At 60.3% G+C, this 15,927-nt stretch carries 14 protein-coding genes and 3 pseudogenes; 8 read left to right on the plus strand and 9 right to left on the minus strand.

Features of this window, described 5'->3' with window-relative positions:
* Positions 1-121: 121 nt before the first annotated feature.
* The 3 genes and pseudogenes from QTA57_RS04695 (at position 122) to QTA57_RS04705 (ending at position 3,270) form a co-directional block, all read left to right on the plus strand.
* Entirely contained in the window at positions 122-976 is an 855-nt protein-coding gene (locus QTA57_RS04695; RefSeq protein ID WP_290153925.1) for a CPBP family intramembrane glutamic endopeptidase, read from the plus strand.
* 67 nt (positions 977-1,043) lie between these two features.
* Positions 1,044-2,000, plus strand: a complete 957-nt coding sequence (gene accD, locus QTA57_RS04700) for an acetyl-CoA carboxylase, carboxyltransferase subunit beta (RefSeq protein WP_290153926.1) — start codon at positions 1,044-1,046, stop codon at positions 1,998-2,000.
* A pseudogene (locus QTA57_RS04705) lies at positions 1,997-3,270 on the plus strand (bifunctional folylpolyglutamate synthase/dihydrofolate synthase). Before accD ends, QTA57_RS04705 begins: the two are co-directional and overlap by 4 nt.
* A 138-nt stretch (positions 3,271-3,408) precedes the next feature.
* Here QTA57_RS04705 and zapE read toward each other — a convergent pair.
* Complete coding sequence (gene zapE, locus QTA57_RS04710; RefSeq protein WP_290153927.1) at positions 3,409-4,494, minus strand: cell division protein ZapE; 1,086 nt, start codon at positions 4,492-4,494, stop codon at positions 3,409-3,411.
* A 156-nt stretch (positions 4,495-4,650) separates the two neighbouring features.
* Between zapE and QTA57_RS04715 the strand changes: the two genes are divergently transcribed.
* A complete protein-coding gene (locus QTA57_RS04715) occupies positions 4,651-5,904 on the plus strand; it encodes an MFS transporter (protein WP_290153928.1) in 1,254 nt (417 codons plus the stop codon).
* Here the strand turns inward: QTA57_RS04715 and QTA57_RS04720 are convergent.
* The 5 genes from QTA57_RS04720 to QTA57_RS04740 form a co-directional block, all read right to left on the minus strand.
* Positions 5,901-6,812 (minus strand): alpha/beta fold hydrolase, encoded by a 912-nt coding sequence (locus QTA57_RS04720; RefSeq protein ID WP_290153929.1) that lies wholly within the window; start codon positions 6,810-6,812, stop codon positions 5,901-5,903. The two genes, QTA57_RS04715 and QTA57_RS04720, sit on opposite strands and share 4 nt — an antisense overlap.
* Entirely contained in the window at positions 6,809-7,729 is a 921-nt protein-coding gene (locus tag QTA57_RS04725) for an ornithine cyclodeaminase family protein (RefSeq protein ID WP_290153930.1), read from the minus strand. Before QTA57_RS04725 ends, QTA57_RS04720 begins: the two co-directional genes overlap by 4 nt.
* Positions 7,726-8,349 (minus strand): HAD family hydrolase, encoded by a 624-nt coding sequence (locus tag QTA57_RS04730; protein WP_171559062.1) that lies wholly within the window; start codon positions 8,347-8,349, stop codon positions 7,726-7,728. Before QTA57_RS04730 ends, QTA57_RS04725 begins: the two co-directional genes overlap by 4 nt.
* Positions 8,346-9,185, minus strand: a complete 840-nt coding sequence (gene fghA / locus QTA57_RS04735) for an S-formylglutathione hydrolase (RefSeq protein WP_290153931.1) — start codon at positions 9,183-9,185, stop codon at positions 8,346-8,348. The genes QTA57_RS04730 and fghA overlap by 4 nt, the downstream gene beginning before the upstream one ends.
* A 66-nt stretch (positions 9,186-9,251) precedes the next feature.
* The gene (locus QTA57_RS04740) at positions 9,252-10,199 is read right to left on the minus strand and encodes an AEC family transporter (RefSeq protein ID WP_290153932.1); all 948 of its coding nucleotides are present in this window, start codon (positions 10,197-10,199) and stop codon (positions 9,252-9,254) included.
* Between the two features lie 458 nt (positions 10,200-10,657).
* On the opposite strand from QTA57_RS04740, the pseudogene QTA57_RS04745 reads away from it, so the two are divergent.
* A pseudogene (locus QTA57_RS04745) lies at positions 10,658-11,211 on the plus strand (TetR/AcrR family transcriptional regulator).
* Here QTA57_RS04745 and QTA57_RS04750 read toward each other — a convergent pair.
* The 3 genes from QTA57_RS04750 to QTA57_RS04760 are packed head-to-tail and all read right to left on the minus strand — an operon-like array spanning position 11,204 to position 13,230.
* Complete coding sequence (locus tag QTA57_RS04750) at positions 11,204-11,620, minus strand: SecDF P1 head subdomain-containing protein (RefSeq protein WP_290153933.1); 417 nt, start codon at positions 11,618-11,620, stop codon at positions 11,204-11,206. The pseudogene QTA57_RS04745 and the gene QTA57_RS04750 sit on opposite strands and share 8 nt — an antisense overlap.
* The gene (locus tag QTA57_RS04755) at positions 11,621-12,121 is read right to left on the minus strand and encodes a GNAT family N-acetyltransferase (protein ID WP_290153934.1); all 501 of its coding nucleotides are present in this window, start codon (positions 12,119-12,121) and stop codon (positions 11,621-11,623) included.
* Positions 12,118-13,230, minus strand: coding sequence for an S-(hydroxymethyl)glutathione dehydrogenase/class III alcohol dehydrogenase (locus QTA57_RS04760; RefSeq protein WP_290153935.1), 1,113 nt, complete (start codon positions 13,228-13,230; stop codon positions 12,118-12,120). The genes QTA57_RS04755 and QTA57_RS04760 overlap by 4 nt, the downstream gene beginning before the upstream one ends.
* A gap of 75 nt (positions 13,231-13,305) precedes the next feature.
* Here QTA57_RS04760 and QTA57_RS04765 point away from each other — a divergent pair, with 75 nt between their 5' ends.
* The 3 genes and pseudogenes from QTA57_RS04765 to nusA all read left to right on the plus strand — a co-directional run bounded on the left by QTA57_RS04765 (position 13,306) and on the right by nusA (position 15,914).
* Positions 13,306-13,584, plus strand: coding sequence for an I78 family peptidase inhibitor (locus QTA57_RS04765; protein WP_290153936.1), 279 nt, complete (start codon positions 13,306-13,308; stop codon positions 13,582-13,584).
* A gap of 123 nt (positions 13,585-13,707) precedes the next feature.
* Positions 13,708-14,281, plus strand: a pseudogene (gene rimP, locus QTA57_RS04770) (ribosome maturation factor RimP).
* 4 nt (positions 14,282-14,285) lie between these two features.
* Positions 14,286-15,914 (plus strand): transcription termination factor NusA, encoded by a 1,629-nt coding sequence (gene nusA / locus QTA57_RS04775; RefSeq protein WP_171559042.1) that lies wholly within the window; start codon positions 14,286-14,288, stop codon positions 15,912-15,914.
* The last annotated feature ends 13 nt before the right edge of the window (positions 15,915-15,927 follow it).

Raw genomic sequence — 15,927 nt, forward strand, 5'->3', positions numbered from 1 at the left:
AGACGGGCGCAGAAAGGCGCACAAGCGTGATTGCCGCCTCCCCCTCCCTCAGGGTATGGTGCAACAAAATATAAAAGCAGGCAGATTCTCTTTGATGCAGTATTCGGCACACGAGTCCTTCGTGGCGCCCGCGCGCGCCTTTCCGCAGCTTTGGCGGCTGATACTCGGCCTTTTGGTTGTGGCTTTGGTCTATGTCGCCTGCTTTTTGGTGATCCTGGCCCTCCTAACACTGACCAGCGGGCTTGATGGCGCGCAGGCTTGGTTGGTCCGCATGGGCCAGGCGACCGGCCCAACCAGCACGCTGCTTTTGCTGGCCACATTCTTGGGGATGGCCCTTGGCCCGTTTGCTGCGGCGCGCTGGCTTCACAAGCGGCCGGTGATCAGCCTCTTTGGTCCACGCCAAAAGACGCTGCGCCAATTTCTCATCGCTGGACTGATCTCCGCCGCGATCTTTGGCCTCTCGGCGCTAATCCCGACAAATGTCGCGGTACAACCGAACCTCGTGCCGACTCTCTGGCTGTCTTACCTGCCGTTGGCGCTGGTCGGCGTTTTGGTCCAGACCGGTGCCGAAGAGGTGCTCTTCCGCGGCTATCTGCAACAGCAGCTTGCCGCCCGATTTGCCTCACCAGTTATCTGGATGGTCCTGCCATCGGCTCTTTTTGCCATCGCCCATTATGACCCTGTTACGATGGGGGAAAACGCCTGGCTCATCGTGGCTGCAACAGGGCTTTTCGCCCTTTTCGCCGCCGATCTCACCGCAAAAACCGGCAGCATTGGCGCGGCTTGGGGCTTTCATTTCGCCAACAACGTCTTTGCACTCCTCCTGATCTCGCTCGACGGTCCGCTCTCGGGCCTCGCACTCTACACCACCGATTTTGGCCCTGATGCAGCGGAGGTTTTGCGGCCGCTCATTCTGCGCGATATGGGCATTACGGCACTTGTCTGGCTGGTCATTCGCCTTGCGCTGAGCCGGTGAGCGCCGATTGCATTTCCCGCCGGTCCAGCCTATCTGGGCCAAGACAGAATAGAGTACCGGACCGCCCATGAACTGGATCACCAATTACGTCCGTCCCCGGATCAACTCGATCTTCTCGCGTCGCGAGATGCCCGAGAACCTGTGGACCAAATGCGACGAATGCGGAACCATGCTGTTCCACCGGGAACTGGCCGAGAACCTGAACGTCTGCACCAATTGCGGTCACCATATGGCGATCACACCGCGCGATCGGTTCACCGCCCTTTTTGACAACGGTATCTTCACCGAGGTTAAAGTCCCGCAGCCGCTCAATGACCCGCTGCAGTTTCGCGATCAAAAACGTTATCCGGATCGGATGAAGACCGCCCAGAAGAACACCGGCGAGGCCGAGGCGATGCTGGTCGCTGAAGGCGAGATCGGGCGCACCCCAATTGTCGCCGCCGCGCAGGATTTTTCCTTCATGGGCGGCTCCATGGGCATGTATGTCGGCAACGCAATTGTCGCCGCCGCAGAGCGCGCGGTGAAACGCAAACTGCCGCTGGTGCTGTTCTCCGCCGCAGGGGGCGCGCGCATGCAGGAAGGCATCCTGAGCCTGATGCAGATGCCCCGCACCACGGTCGCGGTCGAGATGCTGCGCGAGGCCGGATTGCCGTATATCGTCGTGCTGACCCATCCGACGACTGGCGGGGTCACCGCGTCTTATGCCATGCTGGGCGACATTCAGATTGCCGAACCTAACGCGCTGATCTGCTTTGCTGGCCCTCGGGTGATTGAGCAAACCATCCGCGAAACCCTGCCCGAAGGATTCCAACGCTCCGAATATCTGCTTGATCATGGCATGCTCGACCGCGTGACCCATCGCAAAGAGATGCGCGAAGAGCTGATCACCATCATCCGCATGTTGACGGGCCAGCCCCCGGCCGTGCGCGGCGACCTCCCCGCCCCGGAATCCGAAAGCGCGGAGACCGCTGAGGTCGCCACGGCAGAAGAAGCGCCGGAAGCAGAGGCTCCGAAGGCGCCGTGACCGAGGCACAGTCCGACATCCTCCTTGAACGGATGATGTCCCTTCACCCGAAGATCATCGATCTGACGCTCGATCGGATGTGGCGCGTTCTGGCCGCCCTCAATCACCCTGAGCGGCGCCTGCCGCCGGTGATCCACATCGCGGGCACCAATGGCAAAGGCTCGACCCAAGCGATGATCCGCGCCGGGCTGGAGGGCGCGGGCTTGGCCACTCATGCCTATACATCACCGCATCTGGTCCGCTTCCATGAACGTATCCGCGTGGCGGGTCAGCTTATCGATGAACAGACCCTATCCCGCATTTTAGACACATGTTTGGAGGCAAACGGTCCCGATCCGATCACCTATTTCGAGATCACCACCGCGGCGGCACTTCTCGCCTTTGCGGAAACCTCAGCTGACTACACCCTGCTTGAAGTTGGGCTGGGCGGGCGTCTGGACGCCACGAATGTGATCGACACACCGAGATAACCGTGATCACGCCCGTCGACTTGGACCATCAGCAATTCCTTGGTGACACGCTTGGCAAGATCGCTGCCGAGAAGGCCGGGATCATCAAGCGCGGCGTGCCTTGCGTCGTCGGCCCGCAGAAGGACGAGGCGCTCGAGGTGATCGAAGCCCAGGCTGCAAAACTCGGCGCGCCACTTTTGGCCTATGGTCAGCATTGGCATGTTTGGGAAGAACGCGGGCGATTGGTCTACCAAGATGAAACCGGACTGCTCGATCTACCGCTCCCCAATCTGGCCGGCGCGCATCAGATTCAAAACGCAGGCGCCGCGCTCACCGTCCTGCGCCATTTGGGCCTTGGGGAGGCCGCCGCCGAAGCCGCTGTCAGCAAGGCCGACTGGCCCGCGCGGATGCAGCGCCTTCGCCATGGTCCGCTGATCGATATGGCGCCCGAGGCAGAGATTTGGCTCGATGGCGGGCATAACCCGCATGCCGCCCGCGCCATCGCCGCGACGCTGACGCAGCTTCCGAAGCGACCGACCCATCTGATCTGCGGGATGATGAACACGAAAGATGTGGCAGGGTTCATGTCCCTCCTCGCGGAGCATGCGGAGAGCCTTCAAGGCGTCACCATAGCCGGCCAAACCGCCACGCTTTCCGCGGCCGAAACCGTTGCCGCCGCGTCCTCTGTCGGCCTCGAAGCCGATGCTGCCGAAAGTGTCGATCAAGCGCTCAAGACCATTCTCGCGCAAGATCCGCACGCCCGGGTCCTGATCTGCGGATCGCTCTATCTGGCCGGGGTCGTTCTCCAGGAGAACGGATAGGCGATACGCCGCCTCGTGATTTCCGCCGCAGCGCGAATTGCGATCGGCGAAGGCCAAGCGCCGCCTATCGGTACGGAACGGGGGGAACAAGACGTCGGATAGGTTACAAAAATCCGAGGGCTCCAGGAATTTTGTAACCTATTCTACCCGCGCCTCGCCCCAATCCGCGCCTTGCATCTCGCGCAGACGGCTGGCGGTCCGCTCAAACTCAAAGCTGCCCGCTCCCTCCAAATAGAGTTTCTCGGGTTCCGCCTCCGCCGAGATGATCAGCCGCACATGCCCCTCATAGAGGGCGTCGATCAGGGTGACGAACCGTTTGGCCTCATTGAATTTCGAGCTGTCTAGGCAAGGAACATCTTCCAGAACCAAGAGCTTAACCGCCCCCACCAAGGCCAAATAGTCCGCCGGACCCAGCGGCTTGCCGCAAAGATCCCAAAACCCGGCCCGCGCCATGCCGGCCCAATATTGCGGCAGATGTACCTCCCGGCCCTTCACTTCGAGGAGCAGTTCTTCGTGTTTTCCTTGGGTGAGATCACGCCAAATCATATCGATGGCTCGCCGCGCTTCTGCATTCACCGGCGTGAAATAGGTCTGCTCACCAGCCAGTCGATCCTGCCGATAGTCGGTCATCGCATCGAGTTGATCGACCTCGAGCCTTTCTTCCAAGAGCGCGATAAATGGGAGGAATAGCTGACGGTTAAGCCCGTCCTTATAGAGATCGGTGGGATGCCGGTTCGAGGTCGTCACGACAATCACACCTGCCTCAAACAGCTTCTCGAAAAGGCGCCCAACGATCATTGCATCGGCGATATCGGTGATCTGCATCTCATCAAAACAGAGCAATCGCAGATCCCGCGAAATCGCTTCGGCCACTGGCTTGATGGCGTCATCCACGCCGGTTTTCCGCGCCTCGTGAAGTGCTGCTTGGATCTCTTGCATGAAGGCGTGAAAGTGCACCCGGCGCTTCTCGGAAATCGCGACATGGGCGTAAAAGAGGTCCATCAACATGGACTTCCCCCGCCCGACACCGCCCCAGAGATAGAGACCCATCGGCCCATTCTCCGCTGGTTTGCGGAACCGCGAAAACAAGCTGGCCTTTCGCGGCGCTTCCAGCCGCTCGCGCAGCGCCTCCATCCGGCTGAGCACAGCGCGTTGTTCAGGGTCCGGGCGCAGCAAGCCCTCGCCGACGCGGGTGTCATAAATGGCCGTCAAATGCTGCCCCATACGCCAAGTCCTAGCCTGAACTGGGGCAGGAGTGCCAGCAAAAACAAGGTGATGCGGGACACGTCAAAAATTCTGACGGATCGCATAAGGACAACTGATTTGACCTAATTTCATCTATCCGTAACTCTGCGCTGACATCACTCGGAGCGCTTACTCATGGACAGCCGTGCCCCCCGGTTCACCCCCATTCTGATCGGCAGCTGCATCATCATCATGATCTGCTTCGCGATCCGGGCGAGTTTCGGCGTCTTCCAGATTCCGATTGCAGACGAGTTCGGCTGGCTCCGCGCCGAATTTTCCCTCGCCATCGCAATCCAGAACCTCGCCTGGGGCGTCGGGCAGCCGATCTTTGGCGCGATTGCAGAACGGTTTGGCGACCGGAAAGCGATCGTCCTGGGCGCCGTGCTCTATGCTGCGGGTTTGGTGTTCTCGGCCTATGCGATCACACCGGGGCAGCATCAACTGCTTGAAATCCTTGTCGGGTTCGGCATCGCCGGCACCGGGTTCGGGGTTATCTTGGCGCTTGTGGGACGAGCGGCATCCGATGAAAACCGCTCCATGGCGCTCGGGATCGTCACCGCCGCTGGGTCCGCCGGGCAGATCATTGGCCCGCCGCTGGCCGAGGGGTTGATGGCTTTCATTCCCTGGCAATCCGTCTTCCTGGTCTTTGCCGGGATGATCCTGGCCGCACTCCTCGCGCTGCCGATGCTGCGCGCGCCAAAACTCGCAGAAAAGGTCGTTTTGGAAGACAATCTTGGCCAGGTTCTTGGCAAGGCGTTTCGCGATCCGTCCTTTACATTGATCTTCGTGGGTTTCTTCTCCTGCGGCTATCAGCTGGGCTTCGTCACCGCGCATTTCCCGGCCTTCGTGACCGAGATGTGTGGCCCGATCGCGCCCGGCTCGATGCTCTATTCCGTCGGGATCACCAGTACGTCGGCATTGGGCGCGGCGGCCATTGCCTTGATCGGGTTTGCCAATATCGCGGGCACCATCCTGGCCGGTTGGTTGGGGCAGAGGTTCCCGAAAAAGTACTTGCTGGCCTGGATTTATGTTGGCCGCACTTTGGCGGCTGGGATTTTCATTCTGCTGCCTATCACCCCGCTGAGCGTCATCGTGTTTTCGCTGGTCATGGGGTCGCTTTGGCTGGCGACGGTGCCGCTCACCTCGGGACTGGTGGGCTATATCTATGGGCTTCGTCATATGGGCACGCTTTATGGCATCGTGTTCTTCAGCCACCAATTGGGCAGCTTTCTTGGCGTCTGGTTGGGCGGATGGCTCTATGACATCTATGGCGATTACACCGCCGTCTGGTGGGTTGGCGTTGCGGTCGGCGCGTTGTCAGCCATCGTGCATCTGCCCGTGAAAGAGGTGCCTCTGAAAGATCGTGGCGCTGTCGGTTTGGCCGCTTAGAGACTGTTTTCGATGGCCTCTGCCACAGCCTCAGGGTGGCTATAGGGCAGGCGGTGATCAGCGCCCTCGATCTGGACCTGCTGTGCGGCGCGGTTGTTGCGCGCGAGAAGCCCCATGGACGTGATTGGGATCACCTGATCTTCCGACGCCCAAATCGCAAGAACCGGAAGGCCCGATTTGGCGATCAAGGCGTGATCTTCGGCGGCCTCTTCCGAGAGTAGGTTGCGCATGCTGGACAGAATGGCAGCCATGCTCCCATCAATTCGCAAGTCAGCTTGCACACGCCGCGCAACCTCGTCAGCCGCAGCGCCGGCGGGTTTGGCGCGGGCCATATCCCAGTTCATCAGGATCGGACCAAGCAACGCGTGAAGCCAATCCCCCAAAACTGGATAGCGGATGGTGATCGAGGCCAAACTGCCAAGCTCAGCCTGAAACCCCGCGCTGGCGATCAGGATCAGCTGGCTCACTTGGTCAGGTGCCTCGACCGCCCGCGCCGTTGCGATCCGACCGCCCATGGAATAGCCGCAAAGCGTCACGGGGCGATCAATGCCTTGCGAGGCCAGTAGGTCGCGCAACTGCCGCATGAAGAATTCCCGGGTCTGGGGACCAGGCACCCGGTCGGACAAACCACGCCCATAGAGATCATAGGTCAGCACTCGGAAGCCTTGCGCCGTCAGATGCGGGATCATCGCGTCCCAAACATAAGATGGCGACGAGAGCCCGTGGATGCAGACCATCACGCGCCCATGTTCGGGCCCGTGCCAAGCAAAATGCGTCTGCCCATCGGAGAGTTGCACGAACTGGCCCGTCGCGGTTGAGCGTGCGTCTGCGAGCGATGTTTGGGTCGATTGCGCCAGAAGCCAGCCGCCCAGAAGGCCCATCGCAAGAAGCAGGAGCAGCCAGATCATGGCGACCCGCTGGCTTGGGACAGGATATAGGCGCTGGTCATCAGATCCAGATGCGCGCCGCCGCCGTTCTTGAACAGCGTGATCTCATCAGCGCTCCGGCGCGCGAAGCGCCCATCGGAGAAGTCATAATAGTCGGCGACGACATCGGCCTCAGAGATCACGCCACGCGCGATGGGGTCTTTCAACTCACCGATATGCCCGATGGTCGTCTCACGGCTATCCACAAAAATCCGCGCGCGAGTTAGCGCCGTGTCATCGGCTTCACGCATATCCGGGCGGTAGGCCCCAATCAGGTCAAGATGCTGCCCGGCGCGGAGCCAATCACCTTGGATCAGCGGCTCGGTTGTCATCGTGGCAGAGGTGATGATGTCGGCACGACTGACAGCCTCGGCAAGGTCGGGTGCCACGCGTGTGCCGGGGCAGTCTTCGGCAAAGCGGGCAGCGCCCGTCGGGCTGCGGTTCCAGATGGTGAATTCCGCCTCCGGGAAATAGGCGCTGTAAGCGGCGTGGAGATTGCGCCCCACCGTACCCGCGCCAACGATCAGGATGTTGCGACTTTCGCGGCGCGCCAAACGGCTGGCGGCAAAGGCGCTATCTCCGGCGGTCTTCCATTTGGTGACCAAATGAAAATCAAGGATCGCGTCCAGCGTGCCATCGCCATCGTTGAAGAGCGACACCGAGCCACCAATCGCGGGCTTTCCTTGCGCTGTATTGCCCGGAAAGATGGTCGCGGATTTGACCAGAACACCCAGCCCATCAATCCAAGCCGCGCGCGACAGCAAGGTGTCGTCACCGCGATACAGGAAACTGTCGGTGATTTCGGCCCGGGGCAGGAGGTGGCCGGCAGCGAAAGCCTCCCCCAAAGCGCGCCAATCCAGCTTGGCTTCCAGATCATCTCCGATGATCCGCGGGCTCATGCAGCCGCCTCCACTTCGGTTAGGAGATTGTGGTCAACCAGGACCCGCGCCCAACCCTCGGGACTCTCAAACTGATGCACGTTCCAACCTCGCGACCGCGCGACCTCGACATTGTCCGGCCTGTCATCAGCAAACAGCAGGCGCTCCGGCGCGATGCCGGACTGCTCTTCGACCATCTGATAAATCGCCGGATTGGGCTTGGTAACCCGCATTCGACCCGACACAAATTCCTGGTCAAACTCGTTCAGAAAATCGAATTCTGTTTGCGCGTAGGCGTAGCTCTCAACGCCGAAATTCGTCAGAGCAAAAACCGGCATACCTTTGGCTCGCAACGCCCGAAGCAGTTTGACGGAATGCGGGATCACCGGGTTTGCAAGCTCGATCCAGCGGTCATGCCACATACGAATCTCAGCACCGTATTCCGGGTAGGCCTCGGCGGTTTCGTAGATCACATCGCGGAATCCTTCGCCCAGATCGAGGCGTTCATTCATCCCGTGAAGATCAACCGCATCGAACAGCGCCCGGCGGCGGGTCTCACCAATCTCGGCATCGTAGAACCGTTCCGGCTGCCATTCGATCAGCACGTTGCCGATGTCAAATATGACGGCCTCGATGGTCATGCGCTCACCTCGTACATCGCCTCGGCGTGGAAGGCGACGTGATCCTCCATGAAGCTGGAGACAAAGAAATAGCTGTGATCGTAGCCGGGCTGCATCCGCAGGGTTGCGGGTTGGCGACGTTCGGCGATGGCGCTAGCCAGGGCTTCGGTTTTCAGCAAGTCGCCAAATTGATCCGCCGTGCCGGTGTCAATCAAAACCGGACCGGCGAACCCCTGCTCTCGCATCAGGAAGCTGGCGTCATGCGGCTCCCAAAGGGCGGTGTTTTCCCCGAGATAGGCTCGAAATTGCTTCTGCCCCCAATCGCTGCTGATCGGGTTACAGATCGGCGCGAAGGCGGAGACGGAGGCAAAGCGGTCGGGGAAGCTCATGGCAATCGTCAGCGCGCCATGACCGCCCATGGAATGGCCCGTGATGCCTTGGCGGGCTTCATCGAGCGCAAAGCGTTTGAAGAGCGCGCGGGGCAGCTCATCGGTGATGTAGTCCCACATCTGGAAATGCTCGGCCCAAGGATCTTGGGTCGCATTCACATAGAAACCCGCGCCCTGGCCCAGATCATAGGCGTCATCATCGGCCACGCCGGTACCGCGCGGCGAGGTGTCTGGGAAAACCAGCGCGATACCTTGATCGGCGGCCCAAGCTTGCGCGCCCGCCTTCACCATCGCGTTCTCATGGGTGCAGGTCAGGCCCGAGAGATACCAGAGCACCGGCACCGGGCCGTCCTCGGCTTCGGCTGGCTGAAACAGCCCAAAGGTCATCTCGGTTCCGGTGGCTTTCGACGCATGGGTATAGACACCTTGTGTCCCCCCGAAACAGCGGTTTTCCGAGACGGTATCCATGGCGATGCTCCCCCGTGATCTGGCCCGAACCTAGGGGTAGCGCGGCAGGCGCAAGGCGTCCAGCGCTTAGCCTGGCGTGATCCCTGCAAGGCCGCTCACCCAAGCAATGACAACCGACACCGTCACGATGCTAAGGGCCGTTGAAATCAGGATTGAGGCCGAGACGCGATGCGGGGCAACGCCGTAATGCTGGGCCAGGATATAGACATTGCCTGCGACGGGCAGCGACGCGGCAGCGATCATAACCGCAGCATCAAAGATCGGCACCGGGAACAGGACCAATGCCGCGAGGGCCACGGCGGCCGGGTGTAAGACCAGTTTGCAGAAGGTGAGCCAGCCCGCGACAGTGAGCCGTTCGGCGGATTTGCCTGCCAGCGAGGCCCCAATGGCAAAGAGGGCGCCAGGCGTGGCGGCGGCGCCAAGAATGGCCAGGAACTCATTGGCCACCTCGGGGATCGGCAAGGCGAAGGCGGACCAGAGCAAGCCGAGGGTCATCGACACGATCATCGGATTCTTGAGCAAGCCGATGCCGACGGTCTTCAAGATACCAAGCGACATACGGCCATCGCGGCTGCCGGTGATCAGGATCACGATAAGGCTCGAGAAAACGACCAGATCGAGCGCCAGCACCATCAAAACAGGCCCCGCCGCGGCCTCGCCCAAGAGAACGATCAACATCGGCACGCCGAGAAAGCCGGTATTGCCGATCACCGCGCATTGCGCCTCGACCGCCGCCTCCTCGATGCCACGCCTTCGGAAAAGCGCGACGGCGGTGGCGATCAGATAAACGGTGAAACAGCCCCAGAGATAGGCGGCGACAAACCACCAGTCGAAGATCTCGGCGAGGGACAGATTCGCCGAAAACCGGAACAGCATTGCGGAAAGCGCGAAGTAGAAGACGAATTTGGTGAGATAGGCAGTCGCTTCGGGGGTGAAAAACCCGGTGCGCCCGGCCTGGAACCCCAATCCGATCAGCGCGAAAAACGGCAGAGTCTTGAGGAAAATCTCGACCATATCTGCGGGCTAGTCGATTGCGTGCAAACTGTCCAGCGAACCGCTGTCGCAACGGAAAGGAAGGCCCGCCGCGGCTGTCTCTTGAAATTCGGACTGAACAGTTTAGTTTTAGCATGTATCGCTGGGAGAGCCTCGTTCCCCCAGACGCAATGCTCGGCTCTAAACCGCGATACAGAGCCGGTATCGCTCAAGACTCCCATGAGAGCGATACCGCCGCCCGGACTGTACCCGCCGGGCGAAGGCGGCTGACACCTCTCCCTGTCGGTCCGAGGCGGAGGTGCCGTATTTCGGTGCCTCCGCCTTTGTTTTCTGGGCTCCGCGACAACGGCGCTCTTGATTGAACTAAACAGAACAGTCTACACTTTCACTTGGTGGACGGAGCTATCATGAACGCAGAACCCCAGATTAAGAAGGGTCGCAAATATGATCAGGTCATAGCAGGTGCCCGCGAGGTCTTCATGCGTGAGGGCTTTGAAGGGGCAAGTGTTGATGTGATCGCGCGCGATTCCGGCGTCTCGAAGGCGACGCTCTACAGCTATTTCCCGGACAAACAGCATCTGTTCCTCGCCGTCTTGCGGATGGAATGCGATATCCAGGAACGCGCTTCGATGGATATCGAGTTCGAACAGAAATCCGTCGCGGACGGGTTGTATCATATCGCCTCGCATATGCTGGCGTTTCTGCTGTCCGATGCCGGGTTGGCGATTTTCCGGGTCTGCGTTGCCGAAGCGCAGCGGTTCCCGAACTGGGCTGCGCATTTTACGAAACTGGGCCGAAAACGGCGATGGCGCAGCTTGCAAGCTATCTTGAAAGCCCAAAAGCGCAGGCTGAACTGGATATCGACGACACGCGGAAGGCTGCCGATCTATTCATGCAGCTTTTGCGCGGTGACCTGATGCTGCGGCGGCTTATGGGGGTTGCCCAGGTGCCCGACGAAGCCGAAATACATCAGGCCGCAACAGACGCAGTACAGAACTTCCTCGCCCGGTATCGCCGCCCGGCGACTATCTAGCCTCCAACTCAAAGATTTCTGGTGCGAGTTCGTCGCATCCGGTGCGACCATGCCAGAGTGCGCGCAAGGCTTCGGCGCGTTGAACAGTCGTGCCTGTGATGACAATTGTTCCGGAGTCGATTGGTGCGTGCACAACCGGCGACGTGAAGATGTGATCACAAAAGCCGATATCGATCACCTGACCGACCGACATGCGGGTCAAATCGGCCAGAGCATCGCGCGCGGGCTCGCCCAGGCGGACAAACACCTCCGCCTGGCCGCCGCTTTCGGAGAGGTGGAGTTCAAGAATATCCCCTTGTGCGAAATTTAGCTGCCGGGAGGGTCCAGAAACAAACAGAACCGTCGCGGCCTCATTTGCCAGCGCTGTTGTGGACCACAGAAGGGTAAAGAGAGCTGCGCGGATGGTCATTTACAGATCCGGCATCAGAGGTTTGTACATCACCAGCGCATCAACATACCCATGCACCGGGTGGCGAAATGCGCCGGGCAGGCGGCCCACCGTATCGAACCCGGCCGCCTCCCAAATCGCGATCGCGCGGGTGTTTGTCGCAACAACGAAATTATACTGCATCGCCCGATAACCCTGGCGCGGGGCTTCTTCTAGCGAATGGGCCAACATCGCGCGGGCAACGCCTTTGCCGCGTGCTGCGGGAGACGTGATATACCCGCAATTGCAGACATGAGCGCCACCGCCGCCCTGGTTCGGACGGATATAGTAGGTGCCCAGGAGTCCGGTCTCATCCGCGGCGACAAATACCGTGTGACTCGGACCGCACCAATAGGCCAATGCGTCTTCGCGACTGATCTCAGGATCAATTGTATAGCTGTCGCCCGCCCGAAAGACAGGCTCTAAAATGCGCCATAGAGCCTGTTTGTCGTCCTCGATGAGCCGCCGGATCGTGACCGTCAATAGACCACCACAGACCGGATCGACTCGCCTGCGTGCATCAGATCGAAGCCTTTATTGATCTCGTCCAGCGTCAGCGTGTGGGTGATCATCGGGTCGATCTCGATCTTACCGTCCATGTACCAATCCACGATCCCCGGCACATCGGTGCGCCCGCGCGCGCCGCCGAAGGCTGTACCGCGCCAGCTCCGTCCTGTGACGAGTTGGAAGGGCCGAGTGGAGATCTCCGCACCTGCTGGCGCGACGCCAATGATGATGCTTTCGCCCCACCCTTTGTGGCAAGCTTCCAGCGCGGTGCGCATCACCTGCACATTGCCGGTCGCATCGAAGGTGTAGTCCGCGCCGCCGCCGGTCAGCTCCACCAGATGGCCAACCAGATCACCCTTCACCTCGGCGGGGTTCACGAAATCGGTCATGCCGAATTTCTTCGCCATCTCGACCTTGGCTGGATTGATATCGACACCGACGATCTGATCCGCACCAGCCAGACGCAAGCCTTGGATCACGTTTAGCCCAATCCCGCCGAGGCCAAAGACAATCGCCCGGCAGCCGATCTCGGCCTTGGCGGTGTAGATCACCGCGCCAATGCCGGTGGTCACACCGCAACCGATGTAACAAATCTTATCGAACGGCGCGTCCTTGCGGACCTTGGCGAGTGAGACTACGGGCAGAACCGTATGGTTCGAGAAGGTCGAACAGCCCATGTAGTGCAGGATCGGCGTGCCATCGAGCATCGAGAAGCGCGAGGTGCCGTCGGGCATCACACCCTGGCCTTGGGTCGCACGGACCGATTGGCAGAGGTTGGTTTTGGGATGCAGGCAATACTCGCATTCCCGACACTCGGCGGTGTAGAGCGGGATCACATGATCGCCCGGCTCCAGGCTGGTGACCCCCGGGCCGACTTCGAGCACGACGCCAGCACCCTCATGGCCAAGGATCGCGGGAAAGAGACCCTCGGGATCGGCGCCAGAGAGCGTGAACTCATCCGTGTGGCAAATGCCGGTGGCTTTGATCTCGACCAGAACCTCGCCCGCTTTCGGGCCATCGAGGTTCACCTCCATAATCTCTAGCGGTTTTCCAGCTTCGAGCGCGACAGCGGCACGGGTGCGCATGATAAATCCTCTCTCGGGTCTTGTGTCGGCATGAGCCTGTTCCAATCTTGGGCCTGATGCAATGGAGTTAAGCAGATGCGATTTGCCTTTTTGACGATCCCTTTTCTAGCGCTCGCCGCCTGCCTAGACGTTGATGATAACGATCCCACTGTCATTGGCGGAACAGATGCCTGTGGCGCGTCCGGCTGGCAAAGCCTCGTGGGCGAGAGCCGCGATGTCTTGGCCGCGATGACCTTCCCGGCGCCCATGCGCGTCATCGGCCCGAACGATGCGGTGACGATGGATTATCTGCCGAACCGACTGAACCTGATCTATGGCGAAGATGATATCATTTCGCGGGTGGAATGCGGGTGACTTGCACCTGCGGGTGATTCCCCCTATATCCGGCTTAACAGCGGCGCGTCGGCCTCCACCCCCGACGCTCCACCGGAGAGTTTCAACGGGCCGCGCGCCCGTTTTTTTGTGCTTGGACCAAAGATGTCTGACCTCGTCGCCAAAACATCGATTGACCGCCGGATGGCGGAGATCCTGACCCCTGTCATCGAAGACATGGGGTTTGAAGTGGTGCGGATTCGCCTGATGGGCGGCAAAACCAATACGTTGCAGATCATGGCCGAGCGTCCCGAAGGCGGGATCGAGGTGGATGAGTGCGCGCAGATTTCGACCGCCGTCAGTGCGACGCTGGATGTGGAAGACCCGCTGGAGGATGCGTACACTTTGGAAGTGTCCAGCCCCGGGATTGACCGGCCTTTGACCCGGCTCAAGGATTTCGAGACCTTTGAAGGCTATGAGGTTAAACTCGAAACCACCGAGATGATCGACGGGCGCCGCCGCTTCAAAGGTGTGTTGGCGGGCGTCGAAGGCGACGAAGTGTTGATCAACGTGACCGAGGGCACGATTGGGCTGCATTTCGACTGGCTAAGCGATGCGAAGCTGGTTCTGACCGACGCTAATCACCGAGATGCTGCGCCAGCGCAAGGCGGCGGGCATCGTCGACGAGACCCAATTTGACGAGATAGAAACCGAAGAAGCCGATAAGGCGGAGGACTGATCCCATGGCAATTACATCAGCAAACCAGCTGGAGCTTTTGCAAACGGCCGAAGCTGTGGCCCGCGAGAAGATGATCGACCCGGAACTGGTGGTCGAAGCGATGGAAGAGAGCCTCGCCCGCGCCGCGAAGAGCCGCTATGGCTCGGAGTTGGACATTCGCGTGTCGATTGACCGCAAGACCGGTAAGGCGACCTTCACCCGCGTGCGCACCGTGGTCGAAGATGATGCGGTTGAGAATGAGAAGGCCGAGCTGACCGTCGAGCAAGCCAAGCCCTACAAGGCCGATGCCGAAGTGGGCGACATGCTGATCGACGAAGTGCCGCCGGTTGAGATGGGCCGGATCGCGGCGCAATCGGCCAAGCAGGTGATCTTGCAGAAGGTCCGCGAAGCCGAACGTGATCGTCAGTTCGAGGAGTTCCAAGACCGCGCCGGCACCATCATCAACGGGGTCGTCAAGCGCGAGGAATACGGCAATGTCATCGTCGATATTGGCCGGGGCGAGGGCGTGTTGCGCCGGAACGAGAAGATCGGCCGCGAGAGCTATCGCCCGAACGATCGGATTCGCTGCTACATCAAGGATGTGCGCCGCGAGACGCGCGGGCCGCAGATTTTCCTTTCGCGCACCGCGCCGGAGTTCATGGCCGAGCTGTTCAAGATGGAAGTGCCAGAGATTTATGACGGCATCATCGAGATCAAGGCCGTCGCCCGTGACCCGGGCAGCCGCGCCAAGATCGCGGTGATCTCCTATGACAACTCGATCGATCCGGTTGGTGCCTGCGTTGGTATGCGCGGAAGCCGCGTGCAGGCCGTTGTGAACGAGCTTCAAGGCGAAAAGATCGACATCATCCCGTGGAACGAGGACGCGCCGACCTTCTTGGTCAACGCGCTTCAGCCTGCTGAAGTGACCAAGGTTGTTCTGGACGAAGACGCCGAGCGGATCGAAGTGGTTGTGCCCGATGAGCAGCTGTCGCTGGCCATTGGCCGTCGCGGTCAAAACGTGCGTCTGGCCAGCCAGTTGACCGGTCTCGATATCGACATCCTGACCGAGGAAGAAGAAAGCGCGCGCCGTCAGGCCGAGTTTGCCGAGCGCACCAAAGTCTTCATGGACACGCTGGATCTCGATGAGTTCTTTGCCCAACTTCTGGTCTCGGAAGGCTTCACCTCGCTGGAAGAGGTGGCTTATGTCGAGCAGGAAGAGCTTCTGGTCATTGACGGTGTCGACGAAGCCACGGCGGATGAATTGCAGGCCCGCGCCCGCGACTATCTGGAAGAGCAGAACAAACTCGCGCTGGAAAAGGCAAAAGAGTTGGGCGTGGAGCAGAGCCTCATTGATTTTGAGGGGCTGACACCCCAAATGCTGGTGGCCCTGGGCGAAGACGGTGTGAAGTCATTGGATGATTTTGCAACCTGCGCCGATTGGGAGCTCGCTGGCGGCTGGACCACGGTGGATGGCGAACGCGTCAAAGACGATGGCGTGTTGGAAAGCTTCGATGTCAGCCTGGAGGAAGCCCAGAACATGGTGATGACCGCACGCCTGCAATTGGGCTGGGTGACCATTGAGGAGCTTGAAGCGAAAGCGGCCGCGGATGCGGAAGCTGCTGCCGAAGGCGAAGCCGAGGAGGCCGGGGCCTGATCGCAGGCCTCGG

Origin of the sequence: Fontisubflavum oceani (assembly GCF_030407165.1) — a bacterium.
In the GTDB taxonomy this organism is placed as follows: domain Bacteria; phylum Pseudomonadota; class Alphaproteobacteria; order Rhodobacterales; family Rhodobacteraceae; genus Rhodophyticola; species Rhodophyticola oceani.